The sequence below is a fragment of the Silvania sp. genome (assembly GCF_051656365.1).
In the GTDB taxonomy this organism is placed as follows: Bacteria; Pseudomonadota; Gammaproteobacteria; order Enterobacterales; family Enterobacteriaceae; genus Enterobacter; species Enterobacter hatchlandensis.
This window is the reverse complement of record NZ_JBOGBT010000017.1, coordinates 111,596-132,082: the sequence shown is the minus strand read 5'-3', so window position 1 is coordinate 132,082 and position 20,487 is coordinate 111,596. Positions and strand designations below refer to the sequence as shown.

General features: G+C 57.2%; 18 protein-coding genes and 1 pseudogene. All 19 read right to left on the bottom strand.

All coding sequences use genetic code 11. The features are described 5' to 3' along the window. Positions 1-498: pseudogene (locus tag ACRDD5_RS03355) on the bottom strand (colanic acid biosynthesis glycosyltransferase WcaL); the annotation flags it as partial. Continuing rightward, on the bottom strand, positions 495-1,775 hold the full coding sequence (gene wcaK, locus ACRDD5_RS03350; protein WP_271282214.1) for a colanic acid biosynthesis pyruvyl transferase WcaK: 1,281 nt from the start codon (positions 1,773-1,775) through the stop codon (positions 495-497). The gene wcaK and the pseudogene ACRDD5_RS03355, both read right to left, overlap by 4 nt. 15 nt (positions 1,776-1,790) lie before the next feature. Beyond that, the gene (gene wzxC / locus ACRDD5_RS03345; RefSeq protein ID WP_438675918.1) at positions 1,791-3,269 is read right to left on the bottom strand and encodes a colanic acid undecaprenyl disphosphate flippase WzxC; all 1,479 of its coding nucleotides are present in this window, start codon (positions 3,267-3,269) and stop codon (positions 1,791-1,793) included. Between the two features lies 1 nt (position 3,270). Next, positions 3,271-4,665: an undecaprenyl-phosphate glucose phosphotransferase gene (gene wcaJ, locus ACRDD5_RS03340; RefSeq protein WP_271282212.1), complete on the bottom strand. Its 1,395-nt coding sequence runs from the start codon at positions 4,663-4,665 to the stop codon at positions 3,271-3,273. Between the two features lie 49 nt (positions 4,666-4,714). Further along, positions 4,715-6,085: a colanic acid biosynthesis phosphomannomutase CpsG gene (gene cpsG, locus ACRDD5_RS03335; protein ID WP_438675917.1), complete on the bottom strand. Its 1,371-nt coding sequence runs from the start codon at positions 6,083-6,085 to the stop codon at positions 4,715-4,717. A gap of 80 nt (positions 6,086-6,165) precedes the next feature. Further along, a complete protein-coding gene (cpsB, locus tag ACRDD5_RS03330; protein ID WP_438675916.1) occupies positions 6,166-7,602 on the bottom strand; it encodes a mannose-1-phosphate guanyltransferase in 1,437 nt (478 codons plus the stop codon). A 3-nt stretch (positions 7,603-7,605) separates the two neighbouring features. After that, positions 7,606-8,829, bottom strand: a complete 1,224-nt coding sequence (gene wcaI / locus ACRDD5_RS03325; RefSeq protein ID WP_438675915.1) for a colanic acid biosynthesis fucosyltransferase WcaI — start codon at positions 8,827-8,829, stop codon at positions 7,606-7,608. Beyond that, positions 8,826-9,299: a GDP-mannose mannosyl hydrolase gene (locus ACRDD5_RS03320; protein ID WP_438675914.1), complete on the bottom strand. Its 474-nt coding sequence runs from the start codon at positions 9,297-9,299 to the stop codon at positions 8,826-8,828. Before ACRDD5_RS03320 ends, wcaI begins: the two co-directional genes overlap by 4 nt. 2 nt (positions 9,300-9,301) lie before the next feature. Next, positions 9,302-10,267, bottom strand: coding sequence for a GDP-L-fucose synthase (gene fcl, locus ACRDD5_RS03315; RefSeq protein WP_271282207.1), 966 nt, complete (start codon positions 10,265-10,267; stop codon positions 9,302-9,304). A gap of 2 nt (positions 10,268-10,269) precedes the next feature. Continuing rightward, positions 10,270-11,391 (bottom strand): GDP-mannose 4,6-dehydratase, encoded by a 1,122-nt coding sequence (gene gmd / locus ACRDD5_RS03310; protein WP_271282206.1) that lies wholly within the window; start codon positions 11,389-11,391, stop codon positions 10,270-10,272. Between the two features lie 26 nt (positions 11,392-11,417). Beyond that, complete coding sequence (wcaF, locus tag ACRDD5_RS03305) at positions 11,418-11,966, bottom strand: colanic acid biosynthesis acetyltransferase WcaF (protein WP_271282205.1); 549 nt, start codon at positions 11,964-11,966, stop codon at positions 11,418-11,420. A 15-nt stretch (positions 11,967-11,981) separates the two neighbouring features. Further along, positions 11,982-12,728, bottom strand: coding sequence for a colanic acid biosynthesis glycosyltransferase WcaE (gene wcaE / locus ACRDD5_RS03300; RefSeq protein ID WP_271282204.1), 747 nt, complete (start codon positions 12,726-12,728; stop codon positions 11,982-11,984). 11 nt (positions 12,729-12,739) lie between these two features. After that, the gene (wcaD, locus tag ACRDD5_RS03295) at positions 12,740-13,960 is read right to left on the bottom strand and encodes a colanic acid polymerase WcaD (RefSeq protein ID WP_438675913.1); all 1,221 of its coding nucleotides are present in this window, start codon (positions 13,958-13,960) and stop codon (positions 12,740-12,742) included. Next, positions 13,935-15,152 (bottom strand): colanic acid biosynthesis glycosyltransferase WcaC, encoded by a 1,218-nt coding sequence (gene wcaC / locus ACRDD5_RS03290; protein WP_438675912.1) that lies wholly within the window; start codon positions 15,150-15,152, stop codon positions 13,935-13,937. The genes wcaD and wcaC overlap by 26 nt, the downstream gene beginning before the upstream one ends. Next, positions 15,149-15,637, bottom strand: coding sequence for a colanic acid biosynthesis acetyltransferase WcaB (wcaB, locus tag ACRDD5_RS03285; RefSeq protein WP_438675919.1), 489 nt, complete (start codon positions 15,635-15,637; stop codon positions 15,149-15,151). The genes wcaC and wcaB overlap by 4 nt, the downstream gene beginning before the upstream one ends. Positions 15,638-15,639: 2 nt before the next feature. After that, entirely contained in the window at positions 15,640-16,479 is an 840-nt protein-coding gene (gene wcaA, locus ACRDD5_RS03280) for a colanic acid biosynthesis glycosyltransferase WcaA (protein ID WP_271282201.1), read from the bottom strand. Between the two features lie 20 nt (positions 16,480-16,499). Next, positions 16,500-18,662 carry a tyrosine-protein kinase Wzc gene (gene wzc, locus ACRDD5_RS03275; RefSeq protein WP_271282200.1) on the bottom strand — a complete coding sequence of 721 codons (2,163 nt, stop codon included), beginning with the start codon at positions 18,660-18,662 and terminating at the stop codon, positions 16,500-16,502. Between the two features lie 2 nt (positions 18,663-18,664). Next, entirely contained in the window at positions 18,665-19,108 is a 444-nt protein-coding gene (gene wzb, locus ACRDD5_RS03270) for a low molecular weight protein-tyrosine-phosphatase Wzb (RefSeq protein ID WP_271282199.1), read from the bottom strand. A gap of 6 nt (positions 19,109-19,114) precedes the next feature. After that, positions 19,115-20,254 (bottom strand): polysaccharide export protein, encoded by a 1,140-nt coding sequence (locus ACRDD5_RS03265; RefSeq protein ID WP_271282198.1) that lies wholly within the window; start codon positions 20,252-20,254, stop codon positions 19,115-19,117. Positions 20,255-20,487: the final 233 nt, after the last annotated feature.

Sequence of the window (20,487 nt, the reverse complement as noted above, 5' to 3'; positions counted from 1 at the left end):
AGGGGTGTAATGATCTAGCACCTCGCGGCTCGAGATATCGATCCCATGAAATACCGTGGCGATTTTGCCGTCGATAACGCCCAGCTCGCGCAGCTTGGCTGCCGTCACGCCTGCCGGACCAAAGTGGGCGATAAACACGTCCGCCCGCCAGGTCTGCGCGGTCTGGCCGCAAATAGAGGAGAGGATCAGGTTGCGCGACTCGGCGCCATAGCGGGCAACATTCAGCGCCCGCCAGGTCCCCGGGCGATGCAGCCCGCGCAGAGTCTGGCGGGCGCGATAACGCAGTTTCGCAAGCTTGCCCTGGGGCTCATCCTGCAGCCAGCGGGTTTTGCTGGCCAGATCGTACTGCGTCCAGGCGGCATGCGTATTCCGGGTATCGCCCTTTTGCAGGGCGATAATCTCCACGTCATAACCCATATCTATAAACGCGGTGATCTGGTTCAGGACAAAGGTTTCGGACGAAAGCGGAAATTTCAGTAAGAAGAAACCAACCTTCATTTATCCCCCCCGACCCTGTCCAGCACCGATTTCACCATCCGGATACCGTTCTCACGCTCGGCGTTAACCGCCACCGCCAGGCGTTCGTTAATGGCAGGCAGTTGCCCCAGTGTATCGGCCACCGTCGCGCTCAGCGAGCCATCCAGCAGATGACGGATATCCACCGCCATCTCCGGCATGCCTAACTGCTGCATAATCCCGGCAGATTTGTGTTCGTAGTTAATGGCGATCGCGGGGGTGCCAAAGTTCATGGAGATAATCGCCGAATGCAGGCGCGTGCCCACCGTCAGTTCGCAGGCACCTAACAGTTTGCCCATCTCCAGATCGTTCAGTTCATCCATCACCACGTGGTAGCGCGACGGATCGCTGACGTGTTCACGCAGGTTCAGCGCCACCATCCGGTCATCCTTGTTGTAGCTGTCGATCCCGGTACAGGTTGAAAGCGCCAGCACCTGATAACCGCTCGCCAGCACCCGGTTGACCACCTCGGCAAAGGCTTTCTCATACGCAGCCTGAGTGGTGCCCAGTCGCTTATCAAAGGGTGCCAGCTCGCGCAGGGTGATGGCGACGGTCTTCTGCTGCTTCGCCACGCTCAGCCAGTGCTGTACCGCATAGCTTGGGGTAAAACTGGCGTCCTGATGATCAACCAGCCAGGCGGTATCGACCCCCTGCTCCACTTTACGGGTGTCAATTTCGCTGCGCTGCATCAGGTTCAGGCTCACCGATTCGCGCAGGATCAGCGCATCGCAGTGGCCAAACACGTGGTTCGCCAGCTGGTTGAACTGCGGATCCTGGAACGGCCCGACGCTGTGCCCGACCATAAACAGCGGTTTTTTCGCCATAAAGGTGCAGAGGGCATGCTCGAACTGCGGCACACCGTACAGATCGACAAAGAACGACCCGCCCACCTGGATAATGGCATCGTAGCCGGAGAGCAAACGGACAAAATCGGTAAAGCCCTGGGCGATGGCGATATTGCGCAGCTTGCCGGTGTCGGTCACTCTTGAGAGCAGCACCTGATGCTGATAGCGGCGACGCAGCACTTTTTTCACCCGCCCCACTACGCCCGCAGCGCTGTTGTGCTGTTTCATCTGGCTGTACAGCGGATCGCCCATTACCGGACGGTTCAGCAGCCAGGAGGAGCTGACCGGGTAGCGGCTCATCACATCAACGTCGGTTTCAGGCGCAAGGGTGTGAATAGCATCCAGTAAGCCGCGCAGGATCGCGCTGTCACCGCGGTTGCCGCAGGTATGGTTGCCCAGAATCAATAATTTCATCATGACCTCTTAAAATTAGCCTGCGCGAAGCAGTGTTTTCATCTTCTCGCCGCGACAAAACTGGCGCTTCATCTCCACCACCAGCCCATTGCGTGACAGCACGATCATCACCGCAAAGGCCAACACCCCGGCCGCCACCTGAACGCCGAGCAGCAATGCCAGCGGCAGATGGCCGCTCAGCACCACGCCCAGGGCATAGCTCAGCGCAAGCGTGGGTATAGAGAGATAAAACGGCAGCCACAGGCTCAGAATGTACTGGCGGTAGCTGGAACCCAGCACCGGTTTAATCATCACGAAGTAGCTCAAGACGGTGTTGATGATTTGCACCAGCAGGAAGCCCAGCGTCACCCCCATCGCGCCCGCCATCAGGGCGCCGATGACGATCGCCGGAATAAACAGAAAGGTTTTAAAGACGTTGAATTTGAAGCTGATATCGACGCGGGCCTTTGCCATCAGCAGCGATCCAATTGGGTTGCCGACTGAACGCAGCAGGCCCACCACGCACAGCAACTGCAGAACCGGAACAATGCTTACCCACTTCTCACCAAACACCAGCGGCACCAGGTTGCCGGAGACCACCATCAGCCCCAGCAGTGTCGGGAAGTTGATAATTCCCACCACCGACAGCAGCTTGTAGAAGTTCACCCGCAGCTTCTCGGTGTCGTCCTGAATTTTGGCGAACGCCGGAAACAGCACCCGGGTGATGATCGGGTTGAGCTTCATCGGCGGCACCACCGCCACGTTCCAGGCAAGGTTAAAGCCGCCGGCCACGCTGGCGCCGAGCATACGCGCCAGCACCAGCGTCGAAAGGTTGGTATTCACATAGTTGATGATGCTATCAGCGGTCAGCCACGCGCCAAAGCGCAGGTTAGAGGCCACCGACGCCAGCGAGAAGTGAAACCCCGGACGGTAAATCTTGCGGCCAAAATAGCCAAACAGCAGGGTACGCACCGCACTGTTGACCAGATACCCGAGGATCGCCGTCATCGCCAGCGGCCAGAAATGGGCGCTCACCACGGTGAAGGTAAATCCGGCCAGCACCGAGGTGGTTTCAATCATGCCGATTTTGCTGAACTCCAGCTCCTTCTGCATCAGGGCGCGGAACTGTTGTCCGTGGGGGATCAGGATAAAGGCAAATGACAGGGCCCGCATCAGCGGCGCCAGCTCCGGGTTATTCAGCGCGTCGGCAATCGCGTCGCTCAGCAGATACAGCGCCACACACACCACCACTCCAAGGCCGACGTTCAGCCAGTAAAGGGTGGTCAGTTCCAGCTGGCTGATTTCTTTGCGCTGAATAATAGAGTTGGCGATGCCAAAGTCCGACAGGGTATCGGCGAGGGCGATAATCACCAGCGAGACGGTCAGCAGACCAAACTGGTGGCTATCGATAATCCGCGCCAGCACCGTCATCTGCGCCAGCCCAAGGCCGATGATGATCACCGTAGCAATTGCCGACCACTTGGCACCGCTGAGGGTTTTTTCACGTAAGCTCATGTTAGTACGCCGCTTTGTTTACAAAGCCCTTAAAGACGGTCAGAAAAACGATTTTGATATCGAACCAGACGCTCCACTCACGGATGTACTCCAGATCGAACTCAACGCGTTTTTCCATTTTTTCCAGGGTGTCGGTCTCGCCGCGCCAGCCGTTGATCTGCGCCCAGCCGGTAATGCCTGGCTTCACTTTATGGCGCAGCATGTAGCCTTCAATCAGGGCACGATACTGCTCGTTGTGCGCCACCGCGTGCGGACGCGGGCCGACAATCGACATTCCCCCGGTCAAGACGTTGATAAACTGCGGCAGTTCGTCGAGAGAGGTGCGGCGCAGGAAGTTACCCACGCGGGTGACGCGGGGATCGTTCTGCGTCGCCTGGGTGACCACCTGGTCGTTTTCCATCACCTTCATGGAGCGGAATTTCCATACCATGATCGGCTTACCGTCCATGCCGTAGCGGGTCTGGCGGAAGATCACCGGCCCTTTAGAGGTGAGCTTCACCGCCAGCGCAATGGTGCACAGCACCGGCGAAATCAGCATCAGGATCAGGGACGAGAGAATGATGTCTTCCACGCGTTTCAGCACCCGGTTGATGCCGGAGAGCGGTGTGTCGTACAGCGGCACCACCGGAACGCCATTCACCTCTTCGATACGCGAGTGCAGGATATTAAAAGTGAAGACATCGGGAATGAGGATCACCGAGCAGGTGGTGTCCGCCAGCTTGCGCATCAGAGTTTTGATGCGGGCTTCATCACTCATCGGCATGGCGATATAAACGTTGTGGATCTTCCCGGCTTTGGCATCGTCTACCAGCTGCGAATAGTTACCCGCCCAGTCAGCAGAGACACCGCCCGGCTGTGCATCATGATAAACCCCCACTACGTCAAACCCCAGCCACGGCTCTTTGCGAAAGCTGTCAAGTAACGTCATCCCAACCGGCAAACTCCCGGCCACCGCCACCCGGCGGGTGTTGTAGCCGCGGTTGCGCAGCCAGCCGGCACCGTAGCGGATAAGCGATCGACAGACCACCATCCCGACGCTGGTCAGCAGATACCAGGCAAAATAGGTGGCAAAGCGGTTATCAAAGTCATTGTTGAAGGCCACCAGACCGAAGCTAAACACCAGGCTTAAGGTCCAGTTCTGCAGCAGCAGCTGCAGCTCGGTGGCGATTTTGACGCCGCGCCACGAACGGTAGAAGTCGGTCATGCCGCCGATCATCTGGAAGACCACCAGCGCGATCAGCGCCATCAGCAGATGCATGTAGAGAAAAGGCAGCCCGCTGAGTTTACACACCATCCACAATCCGCCGAACATGATGGTGATATCAGAAAAACGCTGCACCATAGAGATTAACGATGCATTCGTTTTGGCTCGCTCGCGCTTTTTTAGATTTGTCATCGTTGTTCCTGTTTCAGAATTCCCTCCCCCGTCGGGAGAGGGGAAAAGATTACTGATTCAACAGCGCCATAATGTCCTGCGTTCGCGCCTGCATCAGCGCGGTATCAGCGCGGGATTCCACGTTCAGGCGCACCACAGGCTCGGTGTTGGAAGAGCGCAGATTGAAGCGCCACTGGGGGAACGCCATGCTAATGCCGTCGGTGCGGTCGATTTCCAGCGCATGCAGGGCAAAGTGGTGCTCGACGCGGGCAATTGCCTCGGCCGGGGCTGCCAGAGTGCTGTTGATCTCCCCGCTCGCCGGGAAGGCCGCCATCCGGTCGCGCACCAGTTCACCCAGCGTCTGCCCCTTCAGGCACAGCAGTTCGGTGACCAGCAGCCACGGGATCATCCCGCTGTCGCAGTAGGCAAAATCACGGAAATAGTGATGAGCGCTCATCTCGCCACCGTAGATGGCATCTTCGGCACGCATCCGCTCTTTGATAAACGCATGCCCGGTTTTCGACATCACCGGGGTACCGCCTGCCGCAGCCACCACGTCCACCGTATTCCAGGCCAGACGCGGGTCGTGGATGATCTTCGCCCCAGGGTGTTTTTCGAGGAAGGCTTCTGCCAGCAGGCCGACAATGTAGTAGCCCTCGATAAACTGCCCTTTCTCGTCGAACAGGAAGCAGCGGTCAAAATCGCCGTCGAAGGCAATCCCCATATCGGCCCCGTGTTCGATCACCGCATTGCGGGTATCAGCGCGACACTCCGGTAGCAGCGGGTTCGGAATTCCGTTCGGGAACGTGCCATCGGGGGTGTTGTGCACCTTGATAAAGGTGACCGGCACATTGAGCGCCTTAAAGCGGGCCTCCAGCGCATCCACCACCGGGCCTGCCGCGCCGTTGCCGGAGTTAATCACCAGCTTCAGCGGCGTAAGGTTGGCCGGATTGATGTAGCCCAGCAGGTGATCGATATACGCCTGCTGCAGGTTAATCTGCTGATAGCTGCCGCGATTCGCCCCGTTAACCGGCGGGAAATCGTTAGCTTCCGCCAGCCGCTGGACGTCGCGCAGGCCGGTGTCGCCGCTGATCGGCCGCGCGCCTTCGCGCACCAGCTTCATGCCGTTGTAGTCCATCGGGTTATGGCTGGCGGTCACTTCAATACCGCCGTCGACCCCAAGGTGGAAAGTGGCAAAATAGATCTCTTCGGTGCCGGAAAGACCGATATCCAGCACGTCAACGCCCGCATCCTGCAGCCCTTTCGCCAGCGCCAGTTTTAATGCTTCACTTGTCAGGCGCACGTCGCCGCCCAGCACGATGGTTTTCGGTTTTAAATATTCGCCGTAGGCGCGGCCAATGCGCCACGCGATATCTTCATTCAGCTCTTCGCCCAGCTTGCCGCGAATATCGTAGGCTTTAAAACAGGTTAATTTTTGCATCATTACCCCTTTTTCAGGCAACAGTCAGCCCTCTCCCTTGAGGAGATATTTTTAATTAATTCGAAATCTACTGGTTAGCGCTACACGCGCCCGTAGCGGTCTTCGAAGCGGACGATGTCGTCCTCTTCCAGATACGAGCCGGAGCGCACTTCAATCAGATCGAGGGGAATTTTCCCCGGGTTTTCCAGACAGTGGGTGGCCCCCAGCGGAATGTAAATCGATTCGTTTTCACCGAGCAGCGACACCACCTCGTCGATGGTGACTTTGGCGGTACCCGCCACCACCACCCAGTGTTCGGCCCGATGATGGTGCATCTGCACCGACAGCCCCTCACCCGGCTTCACGGTAATGCGCTTGACCTGGTAGCGTTCGCCTTCGTCGATGGAGTCGTATTTGCCCCACGGACGGTAAACTTCCCGGTGAATGTGGTGCTCATGGCGGCCATCGGCCTTAATCTGCTCAACGACTTTTTTGACGTCCTGCACCGCGTTGCGATCGGCGATCAGCACCGCGTCTTTGGTCTGAACGACCACCAGATCCTTTACGCCAACGGTGGTCACCAGCCCGGACTCGGCATACACGTAGCTGTTTTCGGTTTTATGGCTGATCACATCCCCGTGATGGACGTTGCCTTCCGGCGTCTGGGCGCTGATTTCCCACAGGGAAGACCAGGAGCCAACGTCGCTCCAGCCCGCGTCCATCGGCACCACCACCGCATCGGCGGTGCGCTCCATCACGGCATAATCCACCGACTCTTCCGGGCAGGCGAGGAAGGCTTGTTCGTCAACGCGGATAAAATCCAGATCCGGATCGACGGTCGCCATCGCTTTTTCGCAGGCGGTCAGAATGTCCGGACGATACTTTTGCAGCTCTTCCAGGTAGCGCCCGGCGCGGAACAGGAACATACCGCTGTTCCAGTAATACTCCCCGCTGCCGACATAGGCCTGCGCGGTTTCAAGATTCGGTTTTTCGACAAACTGCGCCACGTCAAAGGCCACGCTGTCGCCTTCGCCCGGGGTCACTTCACCGCGACGAATGTAGCCGTAGCCGGTTTCCGGCATATCCGGCACGATGCCAAAGGTCACCAGCTTGCCGCTTTCGGCGTACGGAATCGCCGCCCGCACCGCGTCGCGGAAGGCGTCTTCCTGCTGAATAACGTGATCGGCGGCCAGCACCAGCATCAGCGGATCGCAATCCGGGCTGCTGCGCTGGGCGGCCAGCGCCGCAAGAGCAATGGCCGGGGCGGTGTTGCGCCCGGCAGGCTCCAGAATGATGTTTTCGGTCAGCTTGTTCAGCTGACGCAGCTGCTCGGCGACGATAAAGCGGTGCTGTTCGTTACAGATCACCACCGGGCTTTCGCACTGCACGCCGTTCAGACGGCTGACCGTGGTCTGCAGCATAGTCAGTTCCCCTTTCAGGCAGAGGAACTGTTTTGGATAAAGCACGCGGGACAGCGGCCACAACCGGCTACCAGAGCCACCCGCCATCACTACCGGGTACAACGTATTTTGACTCATGACTTATTCCCGTATATCTGCAATAAACTGGCTCAGCACGTTCTCTTTCTCGAGCGTGCGTTCGGCGTACTCACGCGCCACGGCGTTCTCAGCGGGCATGGTGAGCGCATGTTCAATCCCGGCGACCAGCGCGGGAACCGATTCCGGCTCCACGCACACGGCGATCCCCGGCAGGTCGGTACACAGCTGGCCCAGCTCGGTGTGGGATTCAGCGGTGATCACCGCATTGCCGCCCACCGCCAGAATGTTGGTCAGCTTGGAGGGCAGCACCGCATCCGCCGCGCCGCGCTTTTGCACGACCAGATGGCAGTCGGCCATCTTCAGCAGTGCCGGTAAGGCGTCGTAAGACTGCAGCGGGAAAAACTGAATATTGTGCAGGCCGCGTTCGCGGGCCAGCTTTTCCAGCCGCGCTTTACCGCCGCCCTGACCGACAATCACAAACTGCCAGGGCTTATCGCTGAGCTGCGCGGCAGCCTCAATGACGTTTTCCAGCCCCTGCTTCTCGCCGATGTTGCCGGAGTACAGAATGATTTTTTGCGCCCCGGCAAGTCCCAGCTGCGCGCGAAGGGCAGCCGCATCGGCAGGCGTCACGTCACGAAAACGCGCCACTTCGGACCAGTTGGGGAAGAAGATCACTTTTTCCGCCGCCACGCCTTTCTCCCGCGCTTTGTTCATCATCGAGCGCGAGATGGTCGAGACGTAGTCGACGTTTTGCAGGCCGCTGCGTTCAAAGGCGCTGGCCAGCTTCGCCACCTTGCCGCCCTTGCCTTTGCCCGCCATCCCCAGTCCGAGCATGGCGTCCACTTCATAATCCTGAATGTGCAGCAGGGTGCGCGCACCGGAGAGCTTACCCAGCAGGCGCATGCCTGGGGTGCAAAACAGCGTCGGCACCACGCCGATAATGCGATCGGGCTTCCAGCGGCGCTGGGCCATCAGCGGGAAAAAGCTGCTCAGGGCAAAGCTGCCCAGATGAATCAGCCGTTTCAGCGTTGAGGGCTGCTTCGGCACGTACAGCGGGCAGCGCCAGACAGTGGCGGCCCCCTGTTCGCGGCGATAGCGCCAGCTGGAGTAGCGCTCGCCCACTTTCCACTCCGGGTAGTAAGGCGGGGCGGTAATGACCCGCACCTCGTGACCCTGGCTCGCCATCCACTCGACCATTTCGCCGGTGTACTTACCTATCCCGGTCAGTTCCGGCGAGTAGTTGATGCCGTAGACCAAAATTTTCATAAGCCCGGCACCCCAGGATTATCCAGGAAATAGGCCCGGCTGTTGTCATGCACATGGTCACTGGCAAGCAGCGCGTCAGGCGTCAGCCAGCGGTAATCGTCGTGCTGGGAATCGGGCAGACGCAGGTCTGCCGTATTCACCCGCAGGCGATACCCAAGCACCACGTAGTGGGTGGAGAAATCGCGCCCGGAGAAGTTATCGTCATAGAAGTGCTGCCAGACGCCGTAAAACTGGCCCGCCGATTGCGGCAGACGCAGCCCCAGCTCCGCCAGCGTCAGGCGTTCAAACGCCTGCGCCAGGGTTTCGTCTTTCTGCACCCGCCCGCCGGGGACGAACCAGTAGCCCTGCGCCGGACGGTTGGTGCGTTGCCCGAGCAGGAACTCACCGCGTTCGTTCTCCACAATCAAATCGATGGAGATAAGCGGCGTGGCGCGCACGACCGTGGCAAAATCTTCCTGACTTAAAAACATATCTACCCCCGGTAGCGGTGCTGGTTTTCGAGGAACCACTGCCAGGTGCTGGCCAGCCCCTGCTCAAGGGAGACCTCGTGGAACCAGCCCAGCTGATGCAGACGGGTCACGTCCAGCAGCTTGCGCGGTGTGCCGTCAGGTTTGCTGGCATCGAACACCACCCGGCCCCGATATCCCACCACCTGGGCGATGGTCTGGGCCAGCTCGCGGATGGTGCAGTCCACCCCGGTGCCGACGTTAATGTGCGACAGCATCGGCTGGGTGTTCTCCTGCCACACCTCGCGGGCCAGCTCCATCACGTGGATGCTGGCGGCTGCCATATCGTCCACGTGCAGGAACTCGCGCATCGGCGTCCCGCTGCCCCACACCACCACGTCAGGCGCGTTGTTGAGGGTTGCTTCATGGAACCGGCGCAGCAGCGCCGGGATCACATGGGAGTTGCTCGGGTGGAAGTTATCAAACGGCCCGTACAGGTTGGTCGGCATCACCGAGCGATAGTCCCGGCCATACTGGCGGTTATAGGACTCGCACAGCTTGATCCCGGCGATTTTGGCAATCGCGTACGGCTCGTTGGTCTCTTCAAGCGTGCCCTGCAGCAGTTCGCTCTCGGCAATCGGCTGTTTTGCCAGCTTCGGGTAGATGCAGGAGGATCCGAGGAACAACAGCTTATTCACGTTGTGCAGATGCGCGGCGTGAATAATGTTGCTCTCGATCATCATGTTCTCGTAGATGAAATCCGCCGGGTAGGTATTGTTGGCGACAATACCGCCCACTTTCGCCGCCGCCAGATACACCTGATCGATACGCTGCTCAGCAAAAAAGGCCTGTACCGCGGTGGCATCCAGCAGGTTCAGTTCGTCGCGGGTGCGCAGCACCAGCTCGACGTCGCCGCGCGCCTGGAGCTGGCGAACAATCGCCGACCCCACCATCCCGCGATGTCCGGCGACAAAAATACGTTGTGTGCTCATTCTCAGGACTCCAGCGCGATGGCAACCTCGTAGCCGTGGGACTTGAGCAGGGAGTGCTTCTTGGCTGCTTCAAGATCGTTGGCAACCATCTCGGACACCATCTCCTGGAGGGTGATCTCCGGTTTCCAGCCCAGCTTTTCGTGCGCTTTGGTCGGATCGCCGAGCAGGGTTTCCACTTCAGCAGGACGGAAGTAGCGCGGGTCGACTTCGATAATCACATCCCCCGGCTTCACGCCCGGTGCATCGTGACCGGTGACCGAGACCACAATGCCTTTTTCATCCACGCCGGTGCCTTCAAAACGCAGTTTGATGCCCAGCTGCGCCGCGGCCATCTCGACAAACTGACGCACGGAGTACTGCACGCCGGTGGCGATCACGAAGTCGTCCGGGGTCTCCTGCTGCAGCATCATCCACTGCATTTTCACGTAGTCTTTGGCATGGCCCCAGTCGCGCAGGGAGTCCATGTTGCCGAGGTGCAGCTTCTTCTCCAGACCCTGAGCGATGTTAGCGATGGCACGGGTAATTTTACGGGTGACGAAAGTCTCGCCGCGGCGCGGGGATTCGTGGTTAAACAGAATGCCGTTACAGGCGTACATACCGTAAGATTCGCGGTAGTTCACGGTGATCCAGTAGGCGTACAGTTTAGCGACCGCATACGGCGAGCGTGGGTAGAAAGGCGTGGTCTCTTTCTGCGGGGTTTCCTGCACCAGGCCGTACAGCTCAGAGGTAGACGCCTGATAGAAACGGGTTTTCTTTTCCAGACCGAGGAAGCGGATCGCCTCCAGCAGGCGCAGAGTACCCATCGCATCTACATCGGCGGTGTATTCCGGCGATTCAAAGGAGACCGCAACGTGGCTCATGGCGCCCAGGTTGTAGACCTCATCCGGCTGCACTTCCTGCAGAATACGGGTCAGGTTAGAGCTGTCGGTCAGATCGCCATAGTGCAGGTGAAATTTTGGGTTTGCCGCGTGTGGATCCTGATAGATATGATCCACGCGCTCGGTATTGAACGAAGAGGCACGACGTTTGATTCCGTGCACTTCATAGCCTTTTTCCAGCAGGAGTTCCGCCAGATAAGAACCATCCTGTCCGGTTACGCCGGTGATGAGAGCGACTTTAGACATGTTTATTTTCTCCAGACTTATCGAAGTTATTCAGTTTCAACGCGTTCGCGTATCACCACTGCGGGATTGCCACGGCAAAGCTTATTTGCCGGTAGCGATTTAAAAACACTGCTGCGCGCACCGATGACGGTGCCATCGCCAATCGCGACGCCGGGGGCAACAAACACATCCGTTGCCAGCCAGCATTTCTCGCCAATCACGATTGGCTGCGCATTAATATCAAAATGTTGACTCATATAATCGTGGCTGCCGGTGCAGAGGTAGCATTTCTGCGACACCACGGCATTGGCCCCGATCGTAATATTTCCCAACGTATACAGCACCGCGTCGTCACCCACCCAGGCGTTGTCGCCAAGGGTTAATTTCCACGGATAGGTAATTTTCACCGAGGGTCGTATTACTGCGTTTTTTCCTATTTTTGCGCCAAACAGACGGAGTAAAAAAGCACGCCAGCGATAGGCTATTTGCGGTGACCAGGCAAATAACGTTGCCTGCACTGCCCACCAGATCTGAACTTTAATTCCACCTGCCCCGCGAAATCCTTTCGGTACCGCAAAGCCGTTTAATTCTTGCATCGCCTTTCCTTATATTCAGACTTTGTTATATAAGGCTTTCGTTTTACCCGTCGTTCTCAGACGTAATAAATAAGATAATTCCGCCCAAAAGCCCGGCACGCGTAATATTTCACGCTGTACTTTTTTTGCATCCTGGCACAATTCAAGATTATTCGAGGTTGACACCCCACCCATTGAGAATTCGGACACCAGCCCGTCAATGCGCTTAAACGGATATCCGGCTTTATACAGCCTTGCCGCCAGGGCGTAATCCGAAGACACTTTATATTGCAGATCGTACGGCCATGCTTTTAAGCCGCTGACCGGGAAGAAAATCGCCTGATGGCTGGCTGGCAGGCTGTGATAAATATACCAGCCAGGTTTTGCGGCCCGGCGGACTTTATTCCCGTCGCCAAAATCGAGCAGCGCGTCGCCAATGTACATGGCGTTATCCGGCTTTCTGCCGAGCTGGCGGACCGTCTGCGCCACGTCGTCATGAAAGATATCCCCGGAATTAAGGAAGATTGCGTAGCGCCCCTGCGCCATCGCCACCCCTTTGTTCATCGCATCGTAAATGCCGCGGTCTTTCTCGCTGACGTAGCGTAAGTTAAATTCACCGTTCAGTTTTTCGAGAAACTCAGCGGTGCCGTCATCAGAGCCGCCATCCACCACAATCCATTCAAAACGGAGGCTGGGATCGCGCGCCAGATTGCGCAGTGACCGCCAGGTATTGACCACTCCTTCGTAGTTACGAAAGGCAACCGTAATGACGCTAAGTAACATAAACCACCTCGTTATGAATGCGTAATATTGAGCGCCTTGCGCAAAATAAACGGGCATACGATTAAGAATGCATATTCCGGACTAAATATTGACCCGGTAAAAAACAGCGACACCGGCGTAAAAAGATAAAGCTGCACGCGAAAATTCTGATTATCACCAAACGCGCTGACGGTCATTTTAAATACTTTCGTCAGATACCATCCGGTTAATAACACTGCAAACCACGAGAAATAAATAATCAGCAGATACAGGCCATTGTCTATTGTTTTTCCGACGTCCGCACCGTTAAAGATTCCGAATGATGCAACATATTCATAAAGTGAGCCGAATCTGACTACACCATCAATATGGGTCAAGGAATAACCGACCATCACTAATGGACCAATAATTCGGTAGTACGATGACGACCCTTCCGTACCTAAATCACCCAGGCGATCGGAGATATACGGAAACGCAAACACTATCCCAACCAAAAATACGGATAATGAAATTATTGCCAGCGGTAACTTTTTCTTGATGGCCTCTTTATTGAGATACTGAAACGCCCACTCCAGAAGATAAAACAGAATAAACGTCATAACCCCGGAGAACGAACCTGACAGCACAATGCCTGCGAGAATCATACCATCGGTCTTGGGGGTTTTGATACCGAACTGTTTGATACTGAGCCAAATTGAGATTAACGCCAGAGCGAAGAACGCCGGTTCAAAATAGAGTGCGGTAGTACGCTTGCCACCAAATTTAATAAAGTTCAGGACATAGCTATTACTGTAAATAAGATATTTCGAAATTATTTCCATCAGGCTACTGCCGCCGGTCAGAATAATTTGCGCCATCTCCAGTGCCGCCAGGGTGACAATGATTCCGACCACCAGATAAAAGAACCTGAGGATCTTCCGATAATTGTGCGGCGAGATGGTTTTAAAGCGAATACTCCACACCATGCCAATAATGATCACGATATAGACAAACAGCATCGTCGAGGTGACGTACTTGCTGGCATCGAGCGACTGACCAAAGATGTAGTTAAAGGCAGTCAGCCCGACGCCGAGCCCCAGCGCAATCATCAGCTTCTTGACGCTGATCTTGTCGACGAACAGCAGCAGTAACAGCGGCAGGAAGGTGACGATGGTGATCGGGAAGCTTTCGCCGAGCTGGGCAATTTTGACGTTGACCAGCAGGTAGATGAGCGGCAGCAGCAGATAGCTACAGACTCTGATAGAACGAGACATACTCCTCCAGCATCTGTTGTCCACTGTAGGCCTGGCGGCTGCGGGCGCTGAAGGCCGCAAGCGTGGTGCCAAATACCGCCTGGGCGATGTCGGCTTTTGCCAGCTGCACCAGCGGCAGAACCTCGTTTTCCGCGAAGGTTTTCCCGCCGGACTTTTCCAGCACTTCGCGCGCGGCGTCGCTGTGGGTGGCGATCACCGGCACGCCAATCGACAGCGCTTCGCAGAGGATCAGCGGATAGTTATCCACCCGGGAGCTGAACACCAGCGCATCCATCCCGTTCAGGGCGCTCATCAGCTTGCGCTTGTCGGTTTCGAAGCCGTGGTTGACCACGTTCGGGCCCTCAAACGGCGAGAACTTGCCGAAGGTGTGCAGTTCGACCTTATCGCCGAGGGCCATTATCTGGCGCACCAGCTGCTGGTTGGTTTTGCCGTCGTAGCGCAGATCGTGGGCCACCACCGCGATTTTCGGTTTGCCCGGGGTGACGGCAACCGGGGTCAGTTCCGCCAGTATTTCTTCCGTCGCCACGTCGATACCGTTATTGATTATCCGACAGCGCCCTGCCCCGTACAGGCTGTTAAACGCCTCGGCCACGTGCTGGCTGGGGGAGATAAACTGGCACCCGAGCGCCAGCATTTCGCGAAACAGCTGACGTTTACCGGCCACCAGCTGATGGGCGCGATCCACTTTCACCGGCGGATAGTTATTTAGGGTCGGGCATTTCTGGCAATGGTCTTTCCAGCCTTCGCAGCCGTCGGTAAAGGCACAACGCCCGGTTACGCTCCAGTGGTCGTGCAGGGTCCAGACAAAGGTGGTATCCGGCTTATGGGCATTCACCTTTTCGCAAAACGCCACCACCTCTTCAAGCCGCAGCCAGTAGCTGTGCAGAACGTGAAAGTGCAGCACCACCGGGCCCGGCGTGCGAGTGACGGTGCGGTACAGGCTGTTAAGGTTGCCGAACAGATCGCGATTAAACAGGCGAAACAGGGCAATGTTCGCCACCGACGTCAGACGCGGAGTGTGTTTCACCACCTGAGGATACTGGTCGTGGCTGACGCTTTTTTTGCCGCCCTTGCCGTAGCCGTAGACAAAGCGCGATGCCAGCCCCTGCTGCAGGGCGCGCTGGTGCAAATCCAGCGCCACGCCTGCTGCCCCACCTTCGGCGAGACGCACGTTAAATTGCAGAATGTTCATTTGATCACCTTCACGCGGGCCTTCTCCCCCACCACCAGCGCGTTGTCCGGCACGCTGTCGAGCACCACGCTACCTGCGCCCACCGTGACGTTGTTGCCGATGGTGATATCGCCCAGCATCACCACGTTAGCGCCCAGCTCGACGTTATTGCCGATCTGTGGGCAGGCCAGGCTGTCAGCCCCGCGATTGCCGATAGTCACCGCATGACGGATGACAAAATCATCCCCGGCGACCACAAATTTGTTGATCACCACGGCATAGCCATGGTGAATGGTGAAGCGCCGTCCGATGGTGGCGGCGGCCTGGATTTCGTAGCCAAAAATGCACTCGGTGATGATGCGGTATAGCACCAGCACCGGGGCCGCCCACAGATTGTTGAGCACATTTTTTTTGCGCCACACCGAGCAAAAGTGGGCGATGCGGTAGCTCAGAACCATGCAGCACGGGCGCAGGCTCCAGCTGTTGGCGCGACAATCTTCCAGCAGCATTATTTCCCCCGCAGTCCGTCAGCCAGACGTTTGCCATTACGCACCGAGAGCAGCGTCAGCAAGGTGCGCCAGTTCATCCGCTTGTTGCGGATCTGATACAGCGTAAACAGCTGATACTTGCGGCTGGCGCGGTCGAACTTGTCTTTGTGCTTACGATAAAAATGGAAGTAGCCAGAGAACTTTTTCGGCGAAGAGGTGATTTGCATCTCCCCGTGGTTGATGTGCAGAATCTGCGTCGCCTCGTCCACTTTCCACGGCTCGCCGTACTCCATCACCATCCGCAGGAAAATGTCGTAATCCTGGGCGGCTTTCAGTTCGGTATCGAACAGGCTCTCTTTAAAGCGCCACGCCCAGCTGAACACCTGGTTGCCAATAATATTGCGCTTGTAGAACAGGCGGCGGGAGTAAGGCGACTTGGGGTACAGCGGCAGGCTGGCGGGCTGGGAATAGACTTCGCCCTCGCAGACATAATCGTTGGCATACAGGAACGCGTGCGTCACCAACTGGTGCTGATTTGCGAGGAAGATCGACAGCCGGTTCGGCGTCCACTCGTCATCATCGTCAATCCCGGTCAGGTACTGGCCCGAGGCCTGCATAATCGCCTGATTGCGCACCGCACAGGCCCCGGAGTTGATCGGGTTATGGGTGTATTTGACGCGTGAATCGTTCAGCCCGTCGACAAACTGCTGCAGCTGCTCATACGAGGCGGAGCAGTCGTCAACGATAATCAGCTCCCAGTGGTCATAGTCCTGGCGCAAGACCGACTTGATTGCGCGGATCGCCAGCTGCTGACGGTTCCATGTCGGCATATAAATAGAAATCAAAGGACGTGTGGTCATGGTGTTCCCCGAGTGGCTCATTACTTGCTGTCCGATTTATATTCGTACTCGTAATACCCGTAATCCTGATACCCGCTGGCGCGACGGAAGATGGAGTTGAGGATCACCCCTTTCACCGCGATGCCGTTCTGCTCAAAGCGGCTCAGACTGGTCTCGACCTCTTTCAGGGTGTTGACCGCATAGCGCGCCACCATCAGGGTGGTACCGGCATGGCGACCAACAATCGCCGCGTCGGTAACAGCCAGAATTGGCGGGGTATCGATCAGCACCAGGTCGTAGTGTTTGCTCGCCCATTCCACCAACTGGCTGAAACGCTCGCTCATCAGCAGCTCTGACGGGTTCGGCGGTACCTGGCCGCGCGACACAAGGTCAAAGTTGGTAATGGAGGTCGGTTTGGCACACTGGCTGATCTCGCCCTTGCCGAGCAGAATGTCCGACAGACCGTTAACGTTGTTGGTGCCGAGGAGTTCGTGGGTGTAGCCCTTACGCATATCGCAGTCGATCAGCAGCACCCGCTTGTTGGTCTGGCTGACCACCGCTGCCAGATTGGCGCAGACAAAGGTCTTACCAATTGACGGACTAACCCCGGTGAGCATCAGCACGTTGTTGTTGGCCTGCATCATGGCGAAGTGCAGGCTGGTACGCAGACTGCGGATGGCTTCGATGGCCAGATCCGTTGGGTTGCCCACCGCCAGCAGCTGGCTCTGCTTGTAACGCTTCACACCGTGGACGGTTTTGACGCTGTCCCGCGACTTCTGCCATTCGGAGAGCGGAATGCTGGCGTAAACGTTGATCCCGTGCTCCTCCAGCACCTGCGGGCTTTCAATACCCCGGTTAAACAGGGAGCGCAGCAGCACGCCAACGATAGAGAGCATCAGGCCGAGAATAATGCTGCCAAGAATAATCAACGCTTTCTTCGGCTTAAGCACGCCGGGCTGGGTGATGGCCGGGTCGACGATACGCACGTCGCCCACGGTGCTGGCCTCGGTGATCTTCAGCTCCTGCTGTTTGTTCAGCAGCTGCATGTAGACCTGCTGGCCGGACTCCACGTCACGGGTCAGACGCACAATCTCCTGCTGGGTTTTTGGCATCGCGGTAACGCGGCCATTGAGCTTCGATTTTTCTTCTTCCAGGGTCTGTCGTTTTTCCAGCAGGGTGCGGTACGCCGGGTGACGTTTGGTATAAAGCTTGGAGATCTCCGCTTCTTTAAAGGTCAGCTCGTTCAGCTGGGCGTCGATGTTGACCATCGAATCCAGCACCGACTTGGCTTCCAGCGGCAGGTCGACGGAGTCTTTATCCTGGCGATAGGCGTTAAGCTTGTTCTCTGCCTCATCCAGGCGGGAGCGCACTTCCGGGAGCTGCTTCGCGAGGAAGGCGAGGCTTTTTGACGCCTCTTCCGACTTGCGCTGCACGTTCTGCTCAAGGTAGTTGCGGGTAATGCTGTTGAGAATGGCGCGGATCTGGTCTTTATCTTCCCCGGTGAAGTTCATGCTCAGCACCCCGGTGTCCTTGCCGTTTTCGGTGACCGTCAGGTTGCCTTGCAGGCTGTTGATCATCCCCAGCATCGAGAATTTACTGACCGTAAACTCACTCCCCGTCCCGGCCTTGATGGCGCTGACCATCATGCTGACGCCGTCTTTTTCCAGCATCTTCCCGACCTCGCCTTTGGCGCTAAAACCGGCGTCGCTGGTGAGCTGATACTGTTCAGGTCCTGTCACCTCAAGGGTAAAGATCTGCCCCCCTGCCCCGGCAGGCAGGGTGAAGGTGGTCACTTTCACCGTGTCGTTCGCCCGACCCATCAGCCGGTCCCAGCCTGCACCAAACACCGGGAAGCTGTTTTTGCTGACGCCGATATCCAGATCCAGCTCGTCCACCGTTTTACCCAGCACCAGACGAGACTGGATCAGCTGAATCTCCGCCTGTGAGGCGGGCGGCTTGTTCGACAGTGCCGAACCGATGTCCTGCACCAGCGAATTGCCGCTGTTCTGTTCAATCTGTACCAGCGCATCGGCGCTGTAGATCGGGGTGGCAAAAAGGGTGTAAATCACCGCCGCAGCGGCAAATACCGCGGTAATCCCCAGTACCCACCAGCGCGCCTCTACGACGGTCCCGACCAGGCGGCCAATATCAATTTCATCGCTACCCGTAGAGGGGGCGGCAGAAGGTTTTACGTTTGCTGTCATTGTTATCCCTGCTGAACGTTCAGTGCCTGCGCCCACTGGCGGGCAGACTGGTCGAGTAAGGTGTAAACCGCCTCAAACGCTTCACGGCTTTTGCGATACGGATCGGGGATCTCGCGCTCATTGTCCCAGTGACCAAACAGCATCACCTTGCCGCGCATTTCCGGTGCGATGTCGCACAGGGCATGAATGTGGCGTTTTTCCATGGCGAGGATCAGGTCATAGTCCCGACACAAGCGGGCAGAGACCTGACGGGCACAGTGCCCGTCGAGCGAAAGCTGATTATCTGCCGCCACGCTGCTGGCCTGGGCATCGGCCCCTTTGCCCACCAGCGCCCCCAGTCCGGCCGACGCCACGGTCAGCGTCGGCTGATACTGCTTCAGCAGCCGTTCGGCCGTGGGGGAACGGCAGATGTTCCCCACGCATACCACCAGAATTTTGTTAAACATCGCGGATCACCAGGTGTGGACGTCGTGTGCCGTGTCCGTCATGTAGCGGACGCCATTAATGGTTGGCAGCAACTGGTTAATCAGGCGGTTCCAGCGAGAAACCGGTGCGGTAGTGACATACACCACGTCATACGGCTGGAGGCGGAATTCGGTCGCCATCACCAGCGAAGTGGCATCGGACATATCCAGCTGATAGATGTTGGCGATCTTGCCCTTCGCACTGCCCTCGCCTTTCAGCGGACGGATCACGAAGATGCCGCTGGCGTTGGAGGTATTCATATCCAGCCCTTCTGCGGTGCCGAGCGCTTCGGTCAGGGTCATGCCGCTGAAGTCCATCTTGAGGGTGCTCTGTTTCTTCACTTCGCCCATCACGAACACTTTCAGATCGTCATTGCGCGGTACAAACAGGATGTCGCCCGGATAGAGCAGTCGGTTCTGGCTCAAATCGCCGTTTTGCATCAGCGCCTGCAGCGAAATGCGCTGCTCTTTACCTTCATGGGTCAGCACCACGTTGCGCCAGTCCGCCGTATCGGTCAGACCGCCCGCGGCGTTGACGGCGTCGAGCACGGTCAGCGGCACGTTAGTGATCGCCTGCTGGCCGGATTTATTCACCTGGCCGGAGACATAGGCTTTTTGCGAGCGGAAGGCGGCGATATTCACGTCCACCTGCGGGTCGGCGATGTACTGCGCCAGACGCCCGGTAATGTCACTGCGGATTTCGGAGAGGCTTTTGCCGACGACGCGCACTTTACCCACGTAGGGATAGAACATGGTGCCGTCCGGCTGCACCCAGTTACCGGCATCGCTGGAGCTACGGTACTGCCCGGCAGGGGTGGTCAGCTCGGGGTGATCCCAGACGGTCACGTTAATCACGTCACCCGGTCCGACGCGGTACTGGTAGGCGGCGATCTCCTGGTCGAGGCTGACGTTCGGCTGCGCCACATTCGGGCGCGGGCGTAATTGTTCGACCAGTCGTGGGGTCAGGGGATAAACATTCACCATGCGATCAATATCGAAATCAGCATCCTGCTGTTTAATCACATCCTTGCCCATCGTCGACATATTGCTGCCGGGTAAGATCGTGCAACCACTCATCAAGGTCACAGACACCAATAATGGCATCAATTTCAGTTTGGATTTCATCATTGATTATTTATCACTTTGGCAGAGTAATTACCCTGTACAATTTAAATAAGCGAGGTGCGGTAATACTTTTAGCATGCAGTTAATAAAACAGAAATATAACTGGCATCAGTCCTAAAAGCGCACAATGCACCACCAGGCTATTGACAGAATAATCGAGGCTGATTAACACGCCTTCAGGCACGCTACCGCCCTTGGCTTTCAGTTACCAATCCACTGCATAAACAGTAAGTTAT